The organism is Cupriavidus sp. H39 (assembly GCF_050271075.1).
Taxonomy (GTDB): domain Bacteria; phylum Pseudomonadota; class Gammaproteobacteria; order Burkholderiales; family Burkholderiaceae; genus Cupriavidus; species Cupriavidus necator_B.
In genome coordinates this window covers 3,579,997-3,600,258 of the sequence record NZ_CP189848.1, presented here as the reverse complement: position 1 = coordinate 3,600,258, position 20,262 = coordinate 3,579,997, and the positions used below count along the sequence as shown (strand labels likewise).

General features: G+C 63.1%; 14 protein-coding genes and 4 tRNA genes. 17 read left to right on the top strand and 1 reads right to left on the bottom strand.

Annotated elements, in window-relative coordinates; genetic code table 11:
• The first annotated feature begins 237 nt into the window (after window positions 1-237).
• From ACOCMH_RS32115 to rplL, 11 genes are all read left to right on the top strand, one after another.
• A tRNA-Tyr gene (locus ACOCMH_RS32115) sits at window positions 238-323 on the top strand.
• 51 nt (window positions 324-374) lie between these two features.
• Window positions 375-448 (top strand) — tRNA-Gly (locus tag ACOCMH_RS32110).
• 39 nt (window positions 449-487) lie between these two features.
• Window positions 488-562: transfer RNA gene (locus ACOCMH_RS32105), tRNA-Thr, on the top strand.
• Window positions 563-608: 46 nt separating this feature from the next.
• Window positions 609-1,799 (top strand): elongation factor Tu, encoded by a 1,191-nt coding sequence (tuf, locus tag ACOCMH_RS32100; RefSeq protein ID WP_427311681.1) that lies wholly within the window; start codon window positions 609-611, stop codon window positions 1,797-1,799.
• 83 nt (window positions 1,800-1,882) lie between these two features.
• A tRNA-Trp gene (locus tag ACOCMH_RS32095) sits at window positions 1,883-1,958 on the top strand.
• Between the two features lie 59 nt (window positions 1,959-2,017).
• On the top strand, window positions 2,018-2,398 hold the full coding sequence (gene secE, locus ACOCMH_RS32090) for a preprotein translocase subunit SecE (protein WP_013958264.1): 381 nt from the start codon (window positions 2,018-2,020) through the stop codon (window positions 2,396-2,398).
• Between the two features lie 10 nt (window positions 2,399-2,408).
• A complete protein-coding gene (gene nusG, locus ACOCMH_RS32085; RefSeq protein WP_010810468.1) occupies window positions 2,409-2,990 on the top strand; it encodes a transcription termination/antitermination protein NusG in 582 nt (193 codons plus the stop codon).
• 159 nt (window positions 2,991-3,149) lie between these two features.
• Entirely contained in the window at window positions 3,150-3,581 is a 432-nt protein-coding gene (gene rplK, locus ACOCMH_RS32080; protein WP_010810467.1) for a 50S ribosomal protein L11, read from the top strand.
• A complete protein-coding gene (gene rplA, locus ACOCMH_RS32075) occupies window positions 3,582-4,277 on the top strand; it encodes a 50S ribosomal protein L1 (RefSeq protein WP_116338087.1) in 696 nt (231 codons plus the stop codon). It begins immediately after the preceding gene.
• 408 nt (window positions 4,278-4,685) lie between these two features.
• Complete coding sequence (gene rplJ, locus ACOCMH_RS32070) at window positions 4,686-5,207, top strand: 50S ribosomal protein L10 (protein WP_171518291.1); 522 nt, start codon at window positions 4,686-4,688, stop codon at window positions 5,205-5,207.
• Between the two features lie 69 nt (window positions 5,208-5,276).
• Window positions 5,277-5,651 carry a 50S ribosomal protein L7/L12 gene (gene rplL / locus ACOCMH_RS32065; RefSeq protein WP_012354151.1) on the top strand — a complete coding sequence of 125 codons (375 nt, stop codon included), beginning with the start codon at window positions 5,277-5,279 and terminating at the stop codon, window positions 5,649-5,651.
• Window positions 5,652-5,819: 168 nt separating this feature from the next.
• Here the strand turns inward: rplL and ACOCMH_RS32060 are convergent, their stop codons facing one another.
• Window positions 5,820-6,200 (bottom strand): hypothetical protein, encoded by a 381-nt coding sequence (locus ACOCMH_RS32060; RefSeq protein ID WP_171518290.1) that lies wholly within the window; start codon window positions 6,198-6,200, stop codon window positions 5,820-5,822.
• On the opposite strand from ACOCMH_RS32060, the gene rpoB reads away from it, so the two are divergent.
• The 6 genes from rpoB (at window position 6,081) to fusA (ending at window position 20,233) form a co-directional block, all read left to right on the top strand.
• On the top strand, window positions 6,081-10,187 hold the full coding sequence (rpoB, locus tag ACOCMH_RS32055; protein WP_427311688.1) for a DNA-directed RNA polymerase subunit beta: 4,107 nt from the start codon (window positions 6,081-6,083) through the stop codon (window positions 10,185-10,187). The genes ACOCMH_RS32060 and rpoB overlap by 120 nt on opposite strands.
• 114 nt (window positions 10,188-10,301) lie before the next feature.
• On the top strand, window positions 10,302-14,543 hold the full coding sequence (gene rpoC, locus ACOCMH_RS32050; protein WP_427311686.1) for a DNA-directed RNA polymerase subunit beta': 4,242 nt from the start codon (window positions 10,302-10,304) through the stop codon (window positions 14,541-14,543).
• 195 nt (window positions 14,544-14,738) lie between these two features.
• Window positions 14,739-16,586, top strand: coding sequence for a DNA helicase RecQ (gene recQ, locus ACOCMH_RS32045; RefSeq protein WP_427311684.1), 1,848 nt, complete (start codon window positions 14,739-14,741; stop codon window positions 16,584-16,586).
• A 347-nt stretch (window positions 16,587-16,933) separates the two neighbouring features.
• A complete protein-coding gene (gene rpsL, locus ACOCMH_RS32040; RefSeq protein ID WP_010810460.1) occupies window positions 16,934-17,311 on the top strand; it encodes a 30S ribosomal protein S12 in 378 nt (125 codons plus the stop codon).
• 225 nt (window positions 17,312-17,536) lie between these two features.
• Window positions 17,537-18,007 (top strand): 30S ribosomal protein S7, encoded by a 471-nt coding sequence (gene rpsG, locus ACOCMH_RS32035; protein ID WP_010810459.1) that lies wholly within the window; start codon window positions 17,537-17,539, stop codon window positions 18,005-18,007.
• 117 nt (window positions 18,008-18,124) lie between these two features.
• Window positions 18,125-20,233: an elongation factor G gene (fusA, locus tag ACOCMH_RS32030; RefSeq protein WP_013958257.1), complete on the top strand. Its 2,109-nt coding sequence runs from the start codon at window positions 18,125-18,127 to the stop codon at window positions 20,231-20,233.
• Window positions 20,234-20,262 lie beyond the last annotated feature (29 nt).

The window sequence follows — 20,262 nt, the reverse complement described above, 5'->3', positions numbered from 1 at the left end:
CGGCCAATACCGCGCGCCGCCGACCAGCCCGGCCTGGCTGCTCCAGAGCCGCCAGGAGCCATGCTGCCGAGCCCCTATAGGGTGAGAACGCAGAAATCTAAACTGCGCTTGTGGGAGCGGTCAGGCAGCGCCAGAGGTAATGCCGGAACGCCCTCCCCGATCCCTGGCAGCACAGCATCCGCAACGGAAAGTGCTTGACAGGAGCGGCGAGGAAGCCCATAATCGATAGTTCTCTGCGGAGAGGTGCCCGAGTGGCTAAAGGGGGCAGACTGTAAATCTGTTGGCTTACGCCTACGCTGGTTCGAATCCAGCCCTCTCCACCAGAATGCAAGACAGCAGCCGGCAACGCCGGTGAAGAAGCAGGAAAGACCCAGGCGGGTGTAGCTCAATGGTAGAGCAGAAGCCTTCCAAGCTTACGACGAGGGTTCGATTCCCTTCACCCGCTCCAGTCGCGCGGTTGCTGTCATAAAGTAGTACGTCTAGTTTCGCCCATGTGGCTCAGTGGTAGAGCACTCCCTTGGTAAGGGAGAGGTCGGCAGTTCGATCCTGCCCATGGGCACCAAATACCACCGCACTGGCAACATCGCTACCGAGACAGGAGTCGCGCAATGGCAAAGGAAAAGTTCGAGCGGACTAAGCCGCACGTGAACGTTGGTACGATTGGTCACGTTGACCATGGCAAGACCACGCTGACCGCAGCGATCGCCACGGTGCTGGCTGCCAAGTTCGGCGGTGCCGCCAAGAAGTACGACGAAATCGACGCAGCGCCGGAAGAAAAGGCTCGCGGTATTACCATCAATACCGCCCACGTCGAATACGAGACGGCCAACCGCCACTACGCGCACGTTGACTGCCCGGGCCACGCTGACTATGTGAAGAACATGATCACGGGTGCCGCCCAGATGGACGGCGCGATCCTGGTGTGCTCGGCCGCTGACGGCCCGATGCCGCAAACGCGTGAGCACATCCTGCTGGCCCGCCAGGTTGGCGTGCCGTACATCATCGTGTTCCTGAACAAGTGCGACATGGTGGACGACGCCGAACTGCTCGAGCTGGTCGAGATGGAAGTTCGCGAGCTGCTGAGCAAGTACGAGTTCCCCGGCGACGACACCCCGATCATCAAGGGTTCGGCCAAGCTGGCGCTGGAAGGCGACAAGGGCGAGCTGGGCGAAGTGGCCATCATGAACCTGGCCGAGGCGCTGGACACCTACATCCCGACGCCGGAGCGTGCCGTTGACGGTACCTTTCTGATGCCGGTGGAAGACGTGTTCTCGATCTCGGGTCGCGGCACCGTGGTGACCGGCCGTATCGAGCGTGGCGTGGTCAAGGTCGGCGAAGAAATCGAAATCGTCGGTATCAAGCCGACGGTCAAGACCACCTGCACCGGCGTGGAAATGTTCCGCAAGCTGCTGGACCAGGGCCAGGCTGGCGACAACGTCGGTCTGCTGCTGCGCGGCACCAAGCGTGAAGACGTCGAGCGCGGCCAGGTGCTGTGCAAGCCGGGTTCGATCAAGCCGCACACCCACTTCACCGGCGAGGTGTACATCCTGTCGAAGGACGAAGGCGGCCGTCACACCCCGTTCTTCAACAACTACCGCCCGCAGTTCTACTTCCGTACCACCGACGTGACCGGCTCGATCGAGCTGCCGGCGGACAAGGAAATGGTGATGCCGGGTGACAACGTGTCGATCACCGTCAAGCTGATCGCCCCGATCGCCATGGAAGAAGGCCTGCGCTTCGCTATCCGTGAAGGCGGCCGTACCGTCGGCGCCGGCGTCGTGGCAAAGATCCTCGACTAAGCTGTTCGATAGCGAATGCGGCACCAACCGGCCGCATTCGTTGCCAGAGGGGTTGGCGCAAGCGTCGACCCCGAAGTTGTTTTAGGGGTATAGCTCAACTGGCAGAGCGTCGGTCTCCAAAACCGAAGGTTGGGGGTTCGATTCCCTCTGCCCCTGCCAATTCAATCAGCCGCGTCGCGAGGAGCAATCGTGACGCGGCTTAGTCTCGTTTGCGAAACATGGCCAATCCCAATGTTGAAACCGTGAACGCCAGCAGCGGCAAGTGGATGCTTGGCGTCGCGGTGCTGCTGGTGGTTGCGGGCGTCATCGGTTTCTATGCACTGGCACAGCAACCGTCTTATGTACGTGGCGCCGCACTGTTCGGTGGTATTGCACTGGGTATCGTGGTTGCGCTGGTGTCGGTACCGGGCAAGGACTTTATCGGGTTCGCCAAGGAATCGTATCGGGAAGTTCGCAAGGTCGTCTGGCCGACGCGCAAGGAAGCCGGGCAGATGACAGGACTGGTTTTTGTCTTTGTCGTCGTCATGGCCCTGTTCCTGTGGTCGGCTGACAAGCTCATCGAGTGGGTCGTGTTCTCGCTCGTGCTGGGCTGGAAATAAGAGGTAGCACATGACGGATAACGCTCAGCAGGAAACCACCGCGCCGGAATCGCCTTCGTCGAAGAAGCGCTGGTATGTCGTGCATGCCTACTCCGGTATGGAGAAGAGCGTGCAACGCGCGCTGCAGGAGCGCATCGAGCGCGCCGAGATGCAGGACAAGTTTGGCCGCATCCTGGTGCCGTCCGAAGAAGTCGTGGAAATCAAGGGCGGCCACAAGTCGGTCACCGAGCGCCGCTTCTTCCCCGGCTACGTGCTGGTGGAAATGGAAATGACCGACGAAACCTGGCACCTGGTGAAGAACACCAGCAAGGTCACCGGTTTCGTGGGCGGCGCCCGCAATCGCCCGAGCCCGATTTCGCAGCGCGAAGTCGACAAGATCATGACCCAGATGCAGGAAGGGGTCGAGAAGCCGCGTCCCAAGACGCTGTTCGAAGTGGGCGAAATGGTGCGCGTCAAGGACGGCCCGTTCACCGACTTCAACGGCAACGTGGAAGAAGTGAATTACGAGAAATCGCGCCTGCGCGTCTCGGTCACGATCTTCGGACGGGCCACGCCGGTCGAGCTCGAGTTCGGCCAGGTCGAGAAGGTTTAAGGAATTTGCCGGCGGCTGCCTGAAAGGGCGGCAACTGGCAACGGCGACGCCCCGATGGCGACGCCAAGAGGAGCGTGAGGCCGTGCCACCGGTGCGGCGACAGCGCGTTACGACTCAACAGGATCGCATCCCCAAGGGACGATCCGGATTGGAGTAGAGATGGCCAAGAAGATCATTGGCTTTATCAAGCTGCAGATTCCGGCTGGTAAGGCAAATCCCTCCCCGCCCGTTGGTCCCGCACTGGGTCAGCGTGGTCTGAACATCATGGAGTTCTGCAAGGCGTTCAACGCCCAGACCCAGGGTATGGAACCCGGTCTGCCGGTGCCGGTGGTGATTACCGCCTTCGCCGACAAGAGCTTCACCTTCGTGATGAAGTCGCCGCCGGCGACCGTGCTGATCAAGAAGGCAGCCGGCATCACCAAGGGTTCGCCGAAGCCCCACACCGACAAGGTTGGCAAGATCACCCGCGCCCAAGCTGAAGAAATCGCCAAGGCCAAGAACGCTGACCTGACCGCCGCCGACCTGGACGCCGCCGTGCGTACCATCGCCGGTTCGGCTCGTTCGATGGGCATCACCGTGGAGGGTCTGTAAATGGCTAAGGTTTCCAAGCGCGTCGCCGCCAACAAGGCGAAGATCGAGCGTACCAAGTTCTACCCGATCGACGAGGCCCTGGGCCTGGTCAAGGGCTGCGCCTCGGCGAAGTTCGACGAATCGATCGACGTGGCCGTGCAACTGGGCATCGACGCCAAGAAGTCGGACCAGGTGGTGCGTGGTTCCGTGGTGCTGCCGGCCGGTACCGGCAAGTCGGTGCGTGTGGCTGTGTTCGCCCAGGGCGACAAGGCCGAGGCCGCCAAGGCCGCCGGTGCCGATATCGTCGGCATGGAAGACCTGGCTGAGCAAGTCAAGGCCGGCAACCTGAACTTCGACGTCGTGATCGCTTCGCCGGACACGATGCGTATCGTCGGTACGCTGGGCCAGATCCTGGGCCCGCGCGGCCTGATGCCGAACCCGAAGGTTGGCACCGTGACCCCCGACGTGGCCCAGGCCGTGAAGAACGCCAAGGCTGGTCAGGTCCAGTTCCGTGTCGACAAGGCCGGTATCATCCACGCCACCATCGGCCGTCGTTCGTTCGAGGACACCGCGCTGAAGAGCAACCTGGCCGCGCTGCTGGACGCGCTGGTCAAGGCCAAGCCGGCCACCAGCAAGGGCGTGTACCTGCGCAAGGTCGCCGTCTCGTCGACCATGGGCGTTGGCGTGCGTGTCGACCAGGCTACGCTGGCTGCCTGAGCTGAAGGCAAATTGCTGACCGGGACCCGATAACACCGGTCTGCAAGAAGAATTGAAGGCCCTGGCCAATGGCGGGGGTCGTCTCCAGACCGCAAGGGATGGAGCAAGGCTTTGGGCAGTGGTGTCCGGCCGGGTGCGCAAGCATCGGCCGACACTGCTGGTTATCAAAGACCGCTGGTGTCCTGGTCCGCGGCAGTAATGCGGAAAGGGCTTAATCGGTCGGAACGTGCGGGATGGCTGCCAAGCCTGAGCGACGTCTTCCGGCCAGCCAGCGCAGATGGCGCACCCGAAGGGATTGAAGAAGCCGGGCACTGCCCGGTCGATTCGGGCCAATCGGACGCCGTTCGTTTGTGCTGACGTGAAGGCTCCGGTATTGCCGGAGGCATAGCGTCATTTTGGAGCTTAACCGTGCCACTCAATATTGAAGATAAGAAGGCCGTCGTTGCTGAGGTCTCGGCGCAAGTCGCCAAGGCCCAGACCATCGTCGTCGCCGAATATCGCGGCATTGCGGTTGGCGATCTGACCAAGCTGCGTGCTACCGCTCGCCAGCAAGGCGTGTACCTGCGTGTTCTGAAGAACACGCTGGCCCGCCGTGCCGTCGAAGGTACGCCGTTTGCAGCCCTCGCAGAGCAGATGACCGGTCCGCTGATCTACGGTATTTCCGAAGATGCAGTGTCGTCGGCCAAGGTTCTGAACGACTTCGCCAAGACCAACGACAAGCTGGTCCTGCGCGCCGGGTCGTATGACGGCAAGGTTCTCGACGCTGCCGCCGTGAAGGCGCTGGCCTCGATCCCGAGCCGCGACGAACTGATTGCTCAGCTGCTGGGCGTGATGCAGGCACCGGTGTCGGGCTTCGCCCGTCTGCTGGCTGCACTGGCTGCCAAGAACGCCGAAGGCGCTCCCGCGGAAGCGGAAGCCGCCGGCGCCTAAGGCAATCCAGGCCGCGCATCGAAAGATCGCATTACCGATACCGAATCAAATCTAGTAGGAGTATTTCAAATGGCAATCACCAAAGACGACATCCTGGAAGCCGTTGGCGCGATGTCCGTGATGGAACTGAACGACCTGGTCAAGGCGTTCGAAGAGAAGTTTGGCGTGTCGGCCGCTGCCATGGCCGTGGCTGCCGCTCCGGGCGCTGCCGGTGCTGCTGCTGCCGAAGAGCAGACCGAATTCAACGTGATTCTGGCCGAAGTCGGCGCCAACAAGGTCGGCGTGATTAAGGCTGTTCGCGAAATCACCGGTCTGGGCCTGAAGGAAGCCAAGGATCTGGTCGATGGCGCACCGAAGCCCGTCAAGGAAGGCGTGGACAAGGCTGCTGCTGCCGAAGCCAAGAAGAAGCTGGAAGACGCTGGCGCCAAGGTCGACGTCAAGTAATGCAGGACTCGCGTGCCCTCGCGGCACGCGAATGGGGCTGGCAAAGGGAAATTCCCGGCGCCAGCCTTTTTGCGCTTGTGCGATTGTGTTTTAGTCACCACTCGGCACAGCGATAACGTAGTAAAAGTGATGTTTGCGTTTCGCGGCAAGACTGGATTTGCCGGCGATTCAGCAGAGGCCAAACATCAGTGGCACACTAAGTGGTTGCTGCTGATGTTTGTCTTCTGAACCGACTGCAGAAGACAAGTTTGGTCGGGTGTCCCCCGGGCGAGTACAGGCGTTGCGCTTGATGCGACGACCACACCGCCCGCAGCGTGCGGACACCGTCAGCCAGAGGTTGGTAGCGGCCAACCGCCAAATCCCCTCCCAGTCGCTGAACACCTCAGGTCCGGCCAGGTCCAGCCAGCCCTGCGATGATTCGGAGATCCCATGGCGTACAGCTTCACCGAAAAGAAGCGCATTCGCAAAAGCTTTGCGAAGCGCGCGACGGTACATCAGGTTCCATTCCTGCTTGCCACCCAGATTGAATCCTACACCCAGTTCTTGCAAGCGGAAACGCCGACCGCGCGTCGCAAGACCGAAGGCCTCCAGGCCGCTTTCAACGCAATTTTCCCGATCTCCTCGCATAACGGGCTTGCCCGTATGGAGTTTGTCTCGTATCACCTGTCCAACCCGCCGTTCGACGTCAAGGAATGTCAGCAGCGTGGCCTGACCTTCCACTCGGCCCTGCGCGCCAAGGTTCGCCTGATCATCAACGATCGCGAGAACCCGGGCAAGGTCAAGGAAGTGAAGGAGCAGGAAGTCTACATGGGCGAAATCCCGCTGATGACTTCCACCGGTTCGTTCGTGATCAACGGCACCGAGCGTGTCATCGTCTCGCAGCTGCACCGCTCGCCGGGCGTGTTCTTCGAGCACGACAAGGGCAAGACCCACAGCTCGGGCAAGCTGCTGTTCTCGGCACGTATCATCCCCTACCGCGGTTCGTGGCTGGACTTCGAGTTCGACCCGAAGGACATCCTGTACTTCCGCGTCGACCGCCGCCGCAAGATGCCGGTGACGATCCTGCTGAAGTCGATCGGCCTGACCCCGGAACAGATCCTTGCGCACTTCTTCGTGTTCGACAACTTCACGCTGCAGGCCGAAGGCGCGCAGCTGGAGTTCGTGCCCGAGCGCCTGCGCGGTGAAGTCGCGCGCTTCGACATCGCCGACAAGAACGGCCGCGTGGTGGTCGAGAAGGACAAGCGGATCAACGCCAAGCACATCCGCGACCTGGACTCGGCTGGCACCAAGCTGATCAGCGTGCCGGAAGACTACCTGCTGGGCCGCGTGCTGGCCAAGAACATCATCGACCCGGATACCGGCGAGGTGATTGCCAACGCCAACGACGAGCTGACGGAAACGCTGCTGGAAAACCTGCGCGAAGCCGGCGTCAAGCAGATCCAGACCCTGTACACCAACGACCTGGACCAGGGCCCGTACATGTCGCAGACCCTGCGCGTGGACGAGACCGCCGACCAGACCGCTGCGCGTATCGCGATCTACCGCATGATGCGCCCGGGCGAGCCGCCGACCGAGGAAGCCGTGGAAGCGCTGTTCCAGCGCCTGTTCTACAGCGAAGAGTCGTACGACCTGTCGCGCGTGGGCCGCATGAAGGTCAACAGCCGCCTGGGCCGCCCCAGCGGCGAAGGCGCCATGGTGCTGCAGGACGAGGACATCCTCGAGACCATCAAGATCCTGGTCAACCTGCGCAACGGCAAGGGCGAGGTCGATGACATCGACCACCTGGGCAACCGTCGCGTGCGCTGCGTCGGCGAACTGGCCGAAAACCAGTTCCGCGCCGGCCTGTCGCGCGTGGAGCGTGCCGTCAAGGAACGTCTGGGCCAGGCCGAGACCGAGAACCTGATGCCGCACGACCTGATCAACTCGAAGCCGATCTCGTCGGCGATCCGCGAGTTCTTCGGTTCGTCGCAGCTGTCGCAGTTCATGGACCAGACCAACCCGCTGTCCGAGATCACGCACAAGCGCCGGGTCTCTGCACTGGGCCCGGGCGGCCTGACGCGCGAGCGCGCCGGCTTTGAAGTCCGCGACGTGCACCCGACCCACTATGGCCGCGTGTGCCCGATCGAAACGCCGGAAGGCCCGAACATCGGCCTGATCAACTCGCTGGCACTGTACGCCCGCCTGAACGAGTACGGCTTCCTGGAAACGCCGTACCGCAAGGTGGTCGACAGCAAGCTGACCGACCAGGTCGATTACCTGTCCGCGATCGAGGAAGGCAAGTACGTGGTGGCGCAGGCCAACGCGACGGTTGACGCCGAGGGCAACCTGACCGACGAACTGGTGTCGGCCCGCGAAGGCTCCGAGCGTGAAACCCGGATGGTGACGCCGGACCGCGTGCAGTACATCGACGTGGCGCCGTCGCAGATCGTGTCGGCCGCTGCCTCGCTGGTGCCGTTCCTGGAACACGATGACGCGAACCGTGCACTGATGGGCGCGAACATGCAGCGCCAGGCCGTGCCTTGCCTGCGTCCGGACAAGCCGCTGGTCGGTACCGGCATCGAGCGCACCGTGGCGGTCGACTCGGGCACGGCCGTGCAGGCGATGCGTGGCGGCGTGGTCGACTACGTCGATGCGATGCGTATCGTGATCCGCGTGAACGACGACGAAGCCGTGGCCGGTGAAGTCGGCGTGGACATCTACAACCTGATCAAGTACACGCGCTCGAACCAGAACACCAACATCAACCAGCGTCCGATGGTCAAGGTGGGCGACCACGTGGCCCGCGGCGACGTCATCGCTGACGGCGCCTCGACCGACCTGGGCGAACTGGCCTTGGGCCAGAACATGCTGGTGGCGTTCATGCCGTGGAACGGCTACAACTTCGAGGATTCGATCCTGATCTCGGAGCGTGTGGTGGCCGAAGACCGCTATACCTCGATCCACATCGAGGAACTGTCGGTCGTCGCCCGCGACACCAAGCTGGGACCTGAGGAAATCACGCGCGATATCTCGAACCTGGCCGAAGCCCAGCTGGCTCGCCTGGACGAGTCGGGCATCACCTACATCGGCGCCGAGGTCGAAGCTGGCGACGTGCTGGTGGGCAAGGTCACGCCGAAGGGCGAGACCCAGCTGACGCCGGAAGAGAAGCTGCTGCGCGCCATCTTCGGCGAGAAGGCTTCGGACGTGAAGGACACCTCGCTGCGCGTGCCGTCGGGCATGAGCGGCATCGTGATCGACGTCCAGGTCTTCACCCGCGAAGGCGTGACGCGCGACAAGCGTGCCCAGTCGATCATCGACGACGAACTGAAGCGCTACCGCCTGGACCTGAACGACCAGCTGCGTATCGTGGAAGGCGACGCGTTCCAGCGTCTGGAGCGCCTGCTGGTCGACAAGACCGTCAACGGCGGTCCGAAGAAGCTAGCCAAGGGTGCCAAGATCACCAAGGAGTACCTGGCGGACATCGACAAGTACCACTGGTTCGACATCCGTCCGGCCGACGAGGAACTGGCTGCCCAGCTGGAAGCCGTCAAGGAAGCCATCGAGCAGAAGCGCCACGAGTTCGACCTGGCCTTCGAAGAGAAGCGCAAGAAGCTGACCCAGGGCGACGAACTGCCGCCGGGCGTGATCAAGATGGTCAAGGTGTACCTGGCCGTCAAGCGCCGCCTGCAGCCGGGCGACAAGATGGCCGGCCGTCACGGCAACAAGGGCGTCGTGTCCAAGATCACCCCGATCGAAGACATGCCCTACATGGCCGACGGTACGCCTGCCGACATCGTGCTGAACCCGCTGGGCGTGCCTTCGCGGATGAACGTGGGCCAGATTCTCGAGACCCACCTGGGCTGGGCCGCGCGCGGCCTGGGCGAGCGCATCGGCAACATGCTGAAGGCGCAAGCCAAGGCAGCCGAAGTGCGCAACCTGCTCACGCAGATCTACAACGAGAGCGGCAAGGTCGAAGACCTCGACAGCCTGTCGGATGCGGAAATCCTGGAACTGGCCGACAACCTGAAGAAGGGCGTGCCGTTCGCGACGCCGGTGTTCGACGGTGCGCATGAGGACGAAATCCGCCGCATGCTGGACCTCGCCTATCCGGAAGAGATCGCGAAGGAGAAGGGCCTGACCGCTTCCAAGCAGCAGGTCACGCTGTTCGATGGCCGCACCGGCGAGGCGTTCGAGCGTCCGGTCACGCTGGGTGTGATGCACATGCTGAAGCTGCACCACCTGGTCGACGACAAGATGCACGCGCGTTCCACCGGCCCGTACTCGCTGGTCACGCAGCAGCCGCTGGGTGGTAAAGCCCAGTTCGGTGGCCAGCGTTTCGGTGAGATGGAAGTGTGGGCGCTGGAAGCCTACGGCGCGTCGTACGTGCTGCAGGAAATGCTGACGGTCAAGTCCGATGACGTGAACGGCCGTACCAAGGTGTACGAAAACATCGTCAAGGGCGAGCACTCGATCGACGCCGGCATGCCGGAATCGTTCAACGTGCTGGTGAAGGAAATCCGCTCGCTGGGTATCGACATCGACCTCGATCGCTACTGATCGAGCCGATGCGGGTGCCGGCTGCGGCCGGCACTCACCAGCGCAGGATTTCCCACAGAATGAATGCCGCGGTATCGAACAGGGTTCGGTGCCGTGGCGAAACAAGGAGTTGCAATGAAAGCATTGCTCGATCTCTTTAAGCAGGTTCAGCAGGAAGAGCAGTTCGACGCGATCAAGATCGGCCTGGCCTCGCCCGAGAAGATCCGTTCGTGGTCGTACGGCGAAGTCAAGAAGCCGGAAACGATCAACTACCGTACGTTCAAGCCTGAACGCGACGGCCTGTTCTGCGCCAAGATCTTTGGCCCGATCAAGGACTACGAGTGCCTGTGCGGCAAGTACAAGCGCCTGAAGCACCGTGGCGTGATCTGCGAGAAGTGCGGCGTGGAAGTGACGCTGGCCAAGGTGCGCCGCGAGCGCATGGGCCATATCGAACTGGCCGCGCCGACCGCGCACATCTGGTTCCTGAAGTCGCTGCCGTCGCGCCTGGGCATGGTCCTGGACATGACGCTGCGCGACATCGAGCGCGTGCTGTACTTCGAAGCATTCGTGGTGATCGAACCCGGCATGACCCCGCTCAAGAAGAGCCAGATCATGTCCGAAGACGACTACCTGGCCAAGTGCGACGAGTATGGCGAGGGCGAGTTCGTCGCCATGATGGGTGCCGAGGGCATCCGTGAACTGCTGCGCGGCATCGACATCGAGAAGCAGATCGAACAGATCCGCGCCGAGCTGCAGGCCACCGGTTCCGAAGCCAAGATCAAGAAGTTCGCCAAGCGCCTGAAGGTGCTCGAGGCCTTCCAGCGTTCGGGCATCAAGCCCGAGTGGATGATCCTCGAAGTGCTGCCGGTGCTGCCGCCCGAACTGCGTCCGCTGGTGCCGCTGGACGGCGGCCGCTTCGCGACCTCGGACCTGAACGACCTGTATCGCCGCGTCATCAACCGTAACAACCGCCTCAAGCGTCTGCTGGAGCTGAAGGCGCCTGAGATCATCGTGCGCAACGAAAAGCGCATGCTGCAGGAAGCGGTTGACTCGCTGCTGGACAACGGCCGTCGCGGCAAGGCGATGACCGGCGCCAACAAGCGTCCGCTGAAGTCCCTGGCCGAAATGATCAAGGGCAAGGGCGGCCGTTTCCGTCAGAACCTGCTGGGCAAGCGCGTCGACTACTCGGGCCGTTCGGTCATCGTGGTGGGTCCGACGCTCAAGCTGCACCAGTGCGGCCTGCCCAAGCTGATGGCGCTCGAGCTGTTCAAGCCGTTCATCTTCCACAAGCTGGAAACGATGGGCATCGCCACCACCATCAAGGCGGCGAAGAAGGAAGTCGAAAGCCAGACCCCGGTGGTGTGGGACATCCTCGAAGAGGTGATCCGCGAGCACCCGGTGATGCTGAACCGCGCGCCGACGCTGCACCGCCTGGGCATCCAGGCGTTCGAGCCGGTGCTGATCGAAGGCAAGGCCATCCAGCTGCACCCGCTGGTCTGCGCGGCGTTCAACGCCGACTTCGACGGTGACCAGATGGCTGTCCACGTGCCGCTGTCGCTGGAAGCGCAGATGGAAGCCCGCACGCTGATGCTGGCCTCCAACAACGTGCTGTTCCCGGCCAACGGCGACCCATCGATCGTGCCGTCGCAAGACGTGGTGCTGGGTCTGTACTACACCACCCGCGACAAGATCAACGGCCGCGGCGAGGGCATGACCTTTGCCGACATCAGCGAAGTGATCCGCGCCTACGAGAACAAGGAAGTCGAACTGGCTTCGCGCGTGAACGTGCGTATCACCGAGTATGAGCTGGTCGACAAGGACGCCGAGGGCGACGCCCGTTTCGCGCCCAAGATCACGCTGCAGGCCACCACGGTCGGCCGCGCGATCCTGTCCGAGATCCTGCCGAAGGGCCTGCCGTTCTCGGTGCTGAACAAGCCGCTGAAGAAGAAGGAAATCTCGCGCCTGATCAACACGGCATTCCGCCGCTGCGGCCTGCGCGAGACCGTGATCTTCGCCGACAAGCTGCTGCAGTCGGGCTTCCGCCTGGCGACCCGCGCCGGTATCTCGATCGCGATCGACGACATGCTGGTGCCGCCGGCGAAGGAAAAGATCATCGCCGAGGCCTCGGCCAAGGTGAAGGAATACGACAAGCAGTACATGTCGGGCCTGGTGACCGACCAGGAACGCTACAACAACGTCGTGGACATCTGGGGCGCCGCCGGCGACCAGGTGGGCAAGGCGATGATGGAGCAGCTCCAGCACGAAGACGTGGTCGACCGCGAAGGCAAGACCGTGAAGCAAGAGTCGTTTAACTCCATCTACATGATGGCCGACTCGGGCGCACGGGGTTCCGCCGCGCAGATCCGCCAGCTGGCCGGTATGCGTGGCCTGATGGCCAAGCCGGATGGCTCGATCATTGAAACGCCGATTACGGCGAACTTCCGTGAAGGCCTGAACGTTCTGCAGTACTTCATCTCGACCCACGGCGCCCGTAAGGGCCTGGCCGATACGGCACTGAAGACGGCGAACTCGGGTTACCTGACGCGTCGTCTGGTCGACGTGACGCAGGATCTGGTCGTGGTGGAAGACGATTGCGGCACCTCCAACGGCGTGGCCATGAAGGCCCTGGTCGAAGGCGGTGAAGTGATCGAAGCCCTGCGCGACCGTATCCTCGGCCGTGTGACCGTGGCCGACGTGGTCAACCCGGAAACCCAGGAAACCGCGATCGAATCCGGCACGCTGCTGGACGAAGACCTGGTCGAGCTGATCGACAACATCGGCGTGGACGAAGTCAAGGTCCGCACCCCGCTGTCTTGCGACACGCGCTACGGCCTGTGCGCCAAGTGCTACGGCCGCGACCTGGGCCGCGGCGTGCTGGTGAACTCCGGCGAAGCGGTGGGTGTGATCGCCGCGCAGTCGATCGGTGAGCCGGGCACGCAGCTGACCATGCGTACCTTCCACATCGGTGGTGCGGCATCGCGTGCGGCAGTGGCCTCGAGCGTGGAAGCGAAGGCGACCGGTACGGTCCGCTTCACCGCGACCATGCGCTACGTGACCAACGCCAAGGGCGAGCTGATCGTGATCTCGCGTTCGGGCGAGGCACTGATCACCGACGACCACGGCCGCGAGCGCGAGCGCCACAAGATCCCGTACGGCGCCACGCTGCTGGTGCAGGACGGCCAGGCGATCAAGGCCGGCACGCAACTGGCGACCTGGGACGCGCTGACGCGCCCGATCGTTTCGGAGTACTCGGGCACGATCAAGTTCGAGAACGTCGAAGAAGGCGTGACCGTCGCCAAGCAGATGGACGAAGTGACGGGCCTGTCGACCCTGGTGGTGATCGACGCCAAGCGCCGCACGGCTGCCACCAAGGGCATCCGCCCGCAGGTGAAGCTGCTCGACGCCAACGGCCAGGAAGTGAAGATCCCGGGCACGGACCACTCCGTGACCATCGGCTTCCAGGTCGGCGCGCTGATTACCGTGAAGGACGGCCAGCAGGTGCACGTGGGTGAAGTGCTCGCGCGTATCCCGACCGAATCGCAGAAGACCCGCGACATTACCGGTGGTCTGCCGCGTGTGGCCGAGCTGTTCGAAGCGCGTTCGCCGAAGGACGCCGCCGTGCTGGCGGAAGTCACCGGCACGACCTCGTTCGGCAAGGACACCAAGGGCAAGCAGCGCCTGGTCATCACCGACCTGGACGGCAATGCCCACGAGTTCCTGATCGCGAAGGAAAAGCAGGTGCTGGTGCACGACGGCCAGGTGGTGAACAAGGGCGAAATGATCGTGGAAGGTCCGGCGGACCCGCACGACATCCTGCGCCTGAAGGGCATCGAAGAGCTGGCGCACTACATCGTCGACGAAGTCCAGGACGTGTACCGTCTGCAGGGCGTGAAGATCAACGACAAGCACATCGAGGTGATCGTTCGCCAGATGCTGCGCCGCGTCCAGATCGCCGACGTGGGCGACACCAAGTTCATCCCGGGTGAACAGGTGGAGCGCTCGGAACTGCTCGACGAGAACGACCGCGTGATCGCCGAAGGCAAGCGTCCGGCCACCTACGAGAACCTGCTGCTGGGTATTACCAAGGCGTCGCTGTCGACCGACAGCTTCATCTCGGCGGCATCGTTCCAGGAAACCACGCGCGTGCTGACCGAAGCCGCGATCATGGGCAAGACCGACGACCTGCGTGGTCTGAAGGAAAACGTGATCGTTGGCCGTCTGATCCCGGCCGGTACCGGCCTGGCCTACCACCGTGCCCGCAAGGCGCGCGAGGCCTCCGAGCGCGAACGCGCCCAGGCGATCGCCGAAGAAGAGCAGTCGCTCTTCATCGAGCCGCCGGTGGTGCAGGCGACCGAGGGTGAAGGCGACAACGCCTGATCTCGCTGCAGTAGTTACCGCCGCAAGGCGGACCAAAGCCCGGCTGATCCAGCCGGGCTTTTTTTTCGTCCATGCACGCCGCGGCTCTCCGGCACTATTCGTGAGAAACCTCGCAGAGTTTGCCGGGCAGGCGCAGTGGCGGGCCCCCTTAGTGGTAAGGTTACGGCTTTTCCGGCTCCAGCAATTCCGTTGTCCATGTCGCAAGCACTGGCGATCCTCAAGGATGTCTTCGGCTACCACGCCTTCCGCGGGCGCCAGGCCGAGATCATCGACCACGTTGCGACGGGCGGCGACTGCCTGGTGCTGATGCCGACCGGCGGCGGCAAGTCGCTGTGCTACCAGATCCCGGCGCTGCTGCGCCAGCGCGCCGGCGATGGCGTCGGCATCGTGGTGTCGCCGCTGATCGCGCTGATGCAGGACCAGGTCGCGGCACTGACTGAAGCCGGCGTGCGTGCCGCGGTGCTCAATTCGACGCTGACCGGCGCCGAGGCCTCCGCGGTCGAGCGCGACCTGCTGGCCGGGCGCATCGAGATCCTCTACGTGGCGCCGGAGCGGCTGATGACGCCGCGCTTCCTCGACTTGCTCGAGCGCACCCGTGTCGGCCTGTTCGCCATCGACGAGGCCCACTGCGTGTCGCAATGGGGCCACGACTTCCGGCCGGAATACATCCAGCTGTCGGTGCTGCACGAGCGCTTCCCGTATGTGCCCCGCATCGCGCTGACCGCCACCGCCGACGCGCTGACGCGCGAAGAGATCGTCGAGCGGCTGGCGCTGCATGATGCGCGCATCTTCATTTCCAGCTTCGACCGGCCCAACATCCGCTACCGCATCGTCGAGAAAGACAATGCGCGCCAGCAGCTGCTGGCCTTTATCAAGGCCGAGCACACCGCGGCCGACGGCACCCATGACAGCGGCATCGTCTATTGCCTGTCGCGCAAGAAGGTCGAGGACACCGCGCAATGGCTGAGCGGGCAGGGCATCAACGCGCTCGCCTACCATGCCGGCATGGACGCCCAGGTGCGGCAGCACCACCAGGCGCGCTTCCGCGAGGAGGAAGGGCTGGTGATGGTGGCGACGATCGCCTTCGGCATGGGCATCGACAAGCCCGACGTGCGCTTTGTCGCCCACCTGGACCTGCCCAAGAGCATGGAGGGCTATTACCAGGAAACCGGCCGCGCCGGCCGCGACGGATTGCCCGCCAATGCCTGGATGGCCTACGGCCTGGGCGATGTGGTGCAGCAGAAGCGCATGATCGACGAGTCCGAGGCGGACGAGGCCTTCAAGCGCGTGTCTTCGGCCAAGCTCGATGCGCTGCTCGGACTGTGCGAGACCGCGGGCTGCCGGCGCGTGCGCATCCTGGCGTATTTCAACGAAGCCAGCGAACCGTGCGGCAACTGCGACACCTGCCTCGAGCCGCCAGCCACCTGGGACGGCACGCGCGAGGCGCAGATGGCGCTGTCCTGCGTCTACCGTACCGCGCAGGCCAGCCGCGTGCATTTTGGCGCCACCCATCTCGTCGACGTGCTGCGCGGCAATGCCTCGGAGAAGATCAAGCAATGGGGCCATGACAAGGTGTCGACCTTCGGCATCGGCAAGGACCGCTCAGTGCATGAGTGGCACACGGTGTTCCGCCAGCTGATCGCGCAGGGCTTGCTGACCATCGACCATGGCGGCCATGGCGCGCTGCTGCTGGGCGAGGACGCTCGCGCGGTGCTCAAGGGCGAACGCCAGATCATCCTGCGCCGCCAGGCCGCCAGGCCCGGCAAGTCGGGCGAGCGCGCCGCACGTGGCACGCGCCCTGACCATACCGCCGACATGGACGCCGACACGCTGGCCAACTGGGAGGCGCTGCGGCGCTGGCGCACCGAGGCCGCGCGCGAGCACGGGGTGCCGGCCTATGTCATTTTCCATGACGCCACCCTGGCCGAGCTGGCCCGGACCGCGCCGGATACCTTGTCCGCGATGCAGGGCATTCCCGGCATTGGCGCGTCCAAGCTGGAGCGCTACGGGCAGTCCATCCTGGCAGCGCTGCGGGCAGTCTGATCCGGGTGGCGGGCGCTCCCCATCGCAGGTCAGGTATACGGCTTGACGGTATACGATTCCGCTGCTAGGATGCCAGATTCGAGTTTTTGGCTTTGGATTTCGCTCGCCCGTCGGATAAGTGGCCTTCAGGTCGCTCCCGGCAAGCCTACCGGACTGGGTTTCCATGGACGGCTGGCGGCAGACGCGGGATCCGGGTGCCGGCTCGCGCTCTTTGGCATGCTGTTACCGCACAGTCCCGTCTCCAGAGCGCCCGCTCACCTCTCCCGTCCAAAACCCGTAGTTGCCTCTCCAGCCTGGCGCATGCCGGCGCGAGGGGCGTTTTTCGTAAAACCAAGCTGGATTGAACAATGCCAACTATCAACCAACTGGTTCGCAAGCCGCGTGTCTCGGAAGTCGTCAAGAGCAAGAGCCCGGCGCTTGAGAACTGCCCCCAGCGCCGTGGCGTGTGCACCCGTGTGTACACCACGACGCCGAAGAAGCCGAACTCGGCACTGCGTAAGGTCGCCAAGGTGCGCCTGACCAACGGTTTCGAAGTCATTTCGTACATCGGCGGTGAAGGCCACAACCTGCAGGAACACTCGGTCGTGCTGATTCGCGGCGGCCGTGTGAAGGATCTGCCGGGTGTGCGTTACCACATCGTCCGTGGCTCGCTGGATCTGCAAGGCGTGAAGGACCGCAAGCAGGCCCGTTCGAAGTACGGCGCGAAGCGTCCGAAGGCAGCCTAAGCTACGGCAGCCTGGGTCCGAAAGACCCGAAGCAACAAACGATAGCCTGTGGCGCAAGTCATGGTGCTGTCACCAGGCGGCGGTACAACGGAGCGCCTTTTTGGCAACCGTGCCGTCGAGTAAGTGGTCACCCGGCGAATTTGCTGTCTATCGCATGCAAGCTAGTTGGTGGCCGGAGAGCGGGAACAACTGACCGCGCTCTCAACTGAATCTAAAGGAAAGAAGATGCCACGTCGTCGTGAAGTCCCCAAGCGGGATGTTCTGCCTGATCCGAAGTTCGGTAACGTTGAAGTTGCCAAGTTCATGAACGTGCTGATGCTGGACGGCAAGAAGTCGGTTGCCGAACGCATCGTGTACGGCGCGTTCGACCAGATCGAAAAGAAGGCAGGCAAGGCCCCCATCGAAGTGTTCTCCGTTGCGATCAACAACGTGAAGCCGGTGGTGGAAGTGAAGAGCCGTCGCGTGGGCGGCGCCAACTATCAGGTTCCGGTCGAAGTCCGTCCGTCGCGTCGTTTGGCATTGGCGATGCGCTGGCTGCGTGAGGCCGCGAAGAAACGCAGCGAGAAGTCGATGGCGCTGCGCCTGGCAGGTGAGCTGCTGGAAGCATCGGAAGGCCGTGGCGGCGCGATGAAGAAGCGCGATGAAGTGCACCGCATGGCCGAAGCCAACAAGGCGTTCTCGCACTTCCGCTTCTAAAGCGCGCGAAAACACTGTTGGTTGCCGGGCGGGCTGTGTTTTTACACATCTCGCCCGTTTGTGTTAAGGGCGCGCGGCATGAGATGCCGGCGCCTCACGGACGAATAGAGGATTAAAGTGGCTCGTAAGACTCCCATTGAGCGCTACCGCAATATCGGTATCTCGGCTCACATTGACGCGGGTAAAACCACCACGACCGAGCGCATCCTGTTCTACACCGGTGTGAACCATAAGATCGGTGAAGTGCATGACGGCGCGGCCACCATGGATTGGATGGAGCAGGAGCAGGAGCGTGGCATCACGATTACCTCCGCTGCTACCACCGCCTTCTGGAAGGGCATGGCGGGGAATTACCCCGAGCACCGCTTCAACATCATCGACACCCCGGGCCACGTGGACTTCACCATCGAGGTGGAGCGTTCCATGCGCGTGCTGGACGGCGCATGCATGGTCTACTGCGCTGTGGGTGGCGTGCAGCCCCAGTCGGAAACCGTCTGGCGCCAGGCCAACAAGTACCGCGTGCCGCGTCTGGCGTTCGTCAACAAGATGGACCGTACCGGCGCCAACTTCTTCAAGGTCTACGACCAGCTGAAGACCCGCCTGAAGGCCAACCCGGTGCCCGTCGTGGTGCCGATCGGCGCTGAAGACGGCTTCCAGGGCGTCGTCGATCTGCTGGAAATGAAGGCGATCATCTGGGACGAAGCCAGCCAGGGCGTGAAGTTCGAATACCAGGACATCCCGGCCGAGCTGCAAGCCACTGCTGAAGAATGGCGCGAGAAGATGGTCGAGTCCGCCGCCGAAGCCAGCGAAGAGCTGATGGAAAAGTACCTGGGCGGCGAAGAGCTGACCCGCGCCGAGATCGTCAAGGCGCTGCGTGACCGTACCATCGCCTGCGAAATCCAGCCGATGCTGTGCGGCACCGCGTTCAAGAACAAGGGCGTGCAGCGCATGCTCGACGCCGTGATCGACTTCCTGCCGTCGCCGGTCGACATTCCGCCGGTTACGGGCACGGACGAGGACGACAGCGAGAAGAAGCTCGAGCGCAAGGCTGACGACAACGAAAAGTTCTCGGCACTGGCGTTCAAGATCATGACCGACCCGTTCGTTGGCCAACTGATCTTCTTCCGCGTCTACTCGGGCAAGATCAATTCGGGCGACACCGTGTACAACCCGGTCAAGAGCAAGAAGGAACGCCTCGGCCGTATTCTGCAGATGCACGCCAACCAGCGCGAAGAAATCAAGGAAGTGCTGGCCGGTGACATCGCCGCTGCGGTGGGCCTGAAGGACGCCACCACGGGCGACACGCTGTGCGATCCGGCTGCACCGATCGTGCTCGAGCGCATGGTGTTCCCGGAGCCGGTGATCTCGCAGGCCGTCGAGCCGAAGACCAAGGCTGACCAGGAAAAGATGGGCATCGCCCTGAACCGCCTGGCCGCTGAAGATCCGTCGTTCCGCGTGCGTACCGATGAAGAATCGGGCCAGACCATCATTTCGGGCATGGGCGAGCTCCACCTCGAAATTCTGGTCGACCGCATGAAGCGCGAATTCGGCGTGGAAGCCAACATCGGCGCGCCGCAGGTGGCCTACCGCGAAACCATTCGCAAGACGGCCGAAGGCGTCGAGGGCAAGTTCGTCAAGCAGTCGGGCGGCCGCGGCCAGTATGGTCACGCCGTGATCACGCTGGAACCGCAAGAGCCGGGCAAGGGCTTCGAGTTCATCGACGCCATCAAGGGCGGTGTGATTCCTCGCGAGTACATCCCGGCGGTCGAAAAGGGTATCGTCGACACGCTGCCGAACGGTATCCTGGCTGGCTTCCCGGTGGTTGACGTGAAGGTCACGCTGACGTTCGGTTCGTACCACGACGTGGACTCGAACGAAAACGCGTTCCGCATGGCCGGCTCGATGGCTTTCAAGGAAGCCATGCGCAAGGCCAGCCCGGTTCTGCTCGAGCCGATGATGGCCGTGGAAGTGGAAACGCCGGAAGACTACACGGGTACCGTGATGGGCGATCTGTCGTCGCGTCGCGGCATCGTGCAGGGCATGGACGACATGGTGGGCGGCGGCAAGATCATCAAGGCCGAAGTCCCGCTGTCGGAAATGTTCGGTTATTCCACGTCGCTGCGCTCGGCCACGCAAGGCCGCGCCACGTACACCATGGAATTCAAGCACTACGCCGAGGCACCGAAGAACATCGCCGAAGCCGTGATGACCGCCAAGGGCAAGTAAATAAGCTGTATGCCGCCGCGTCCCACCAG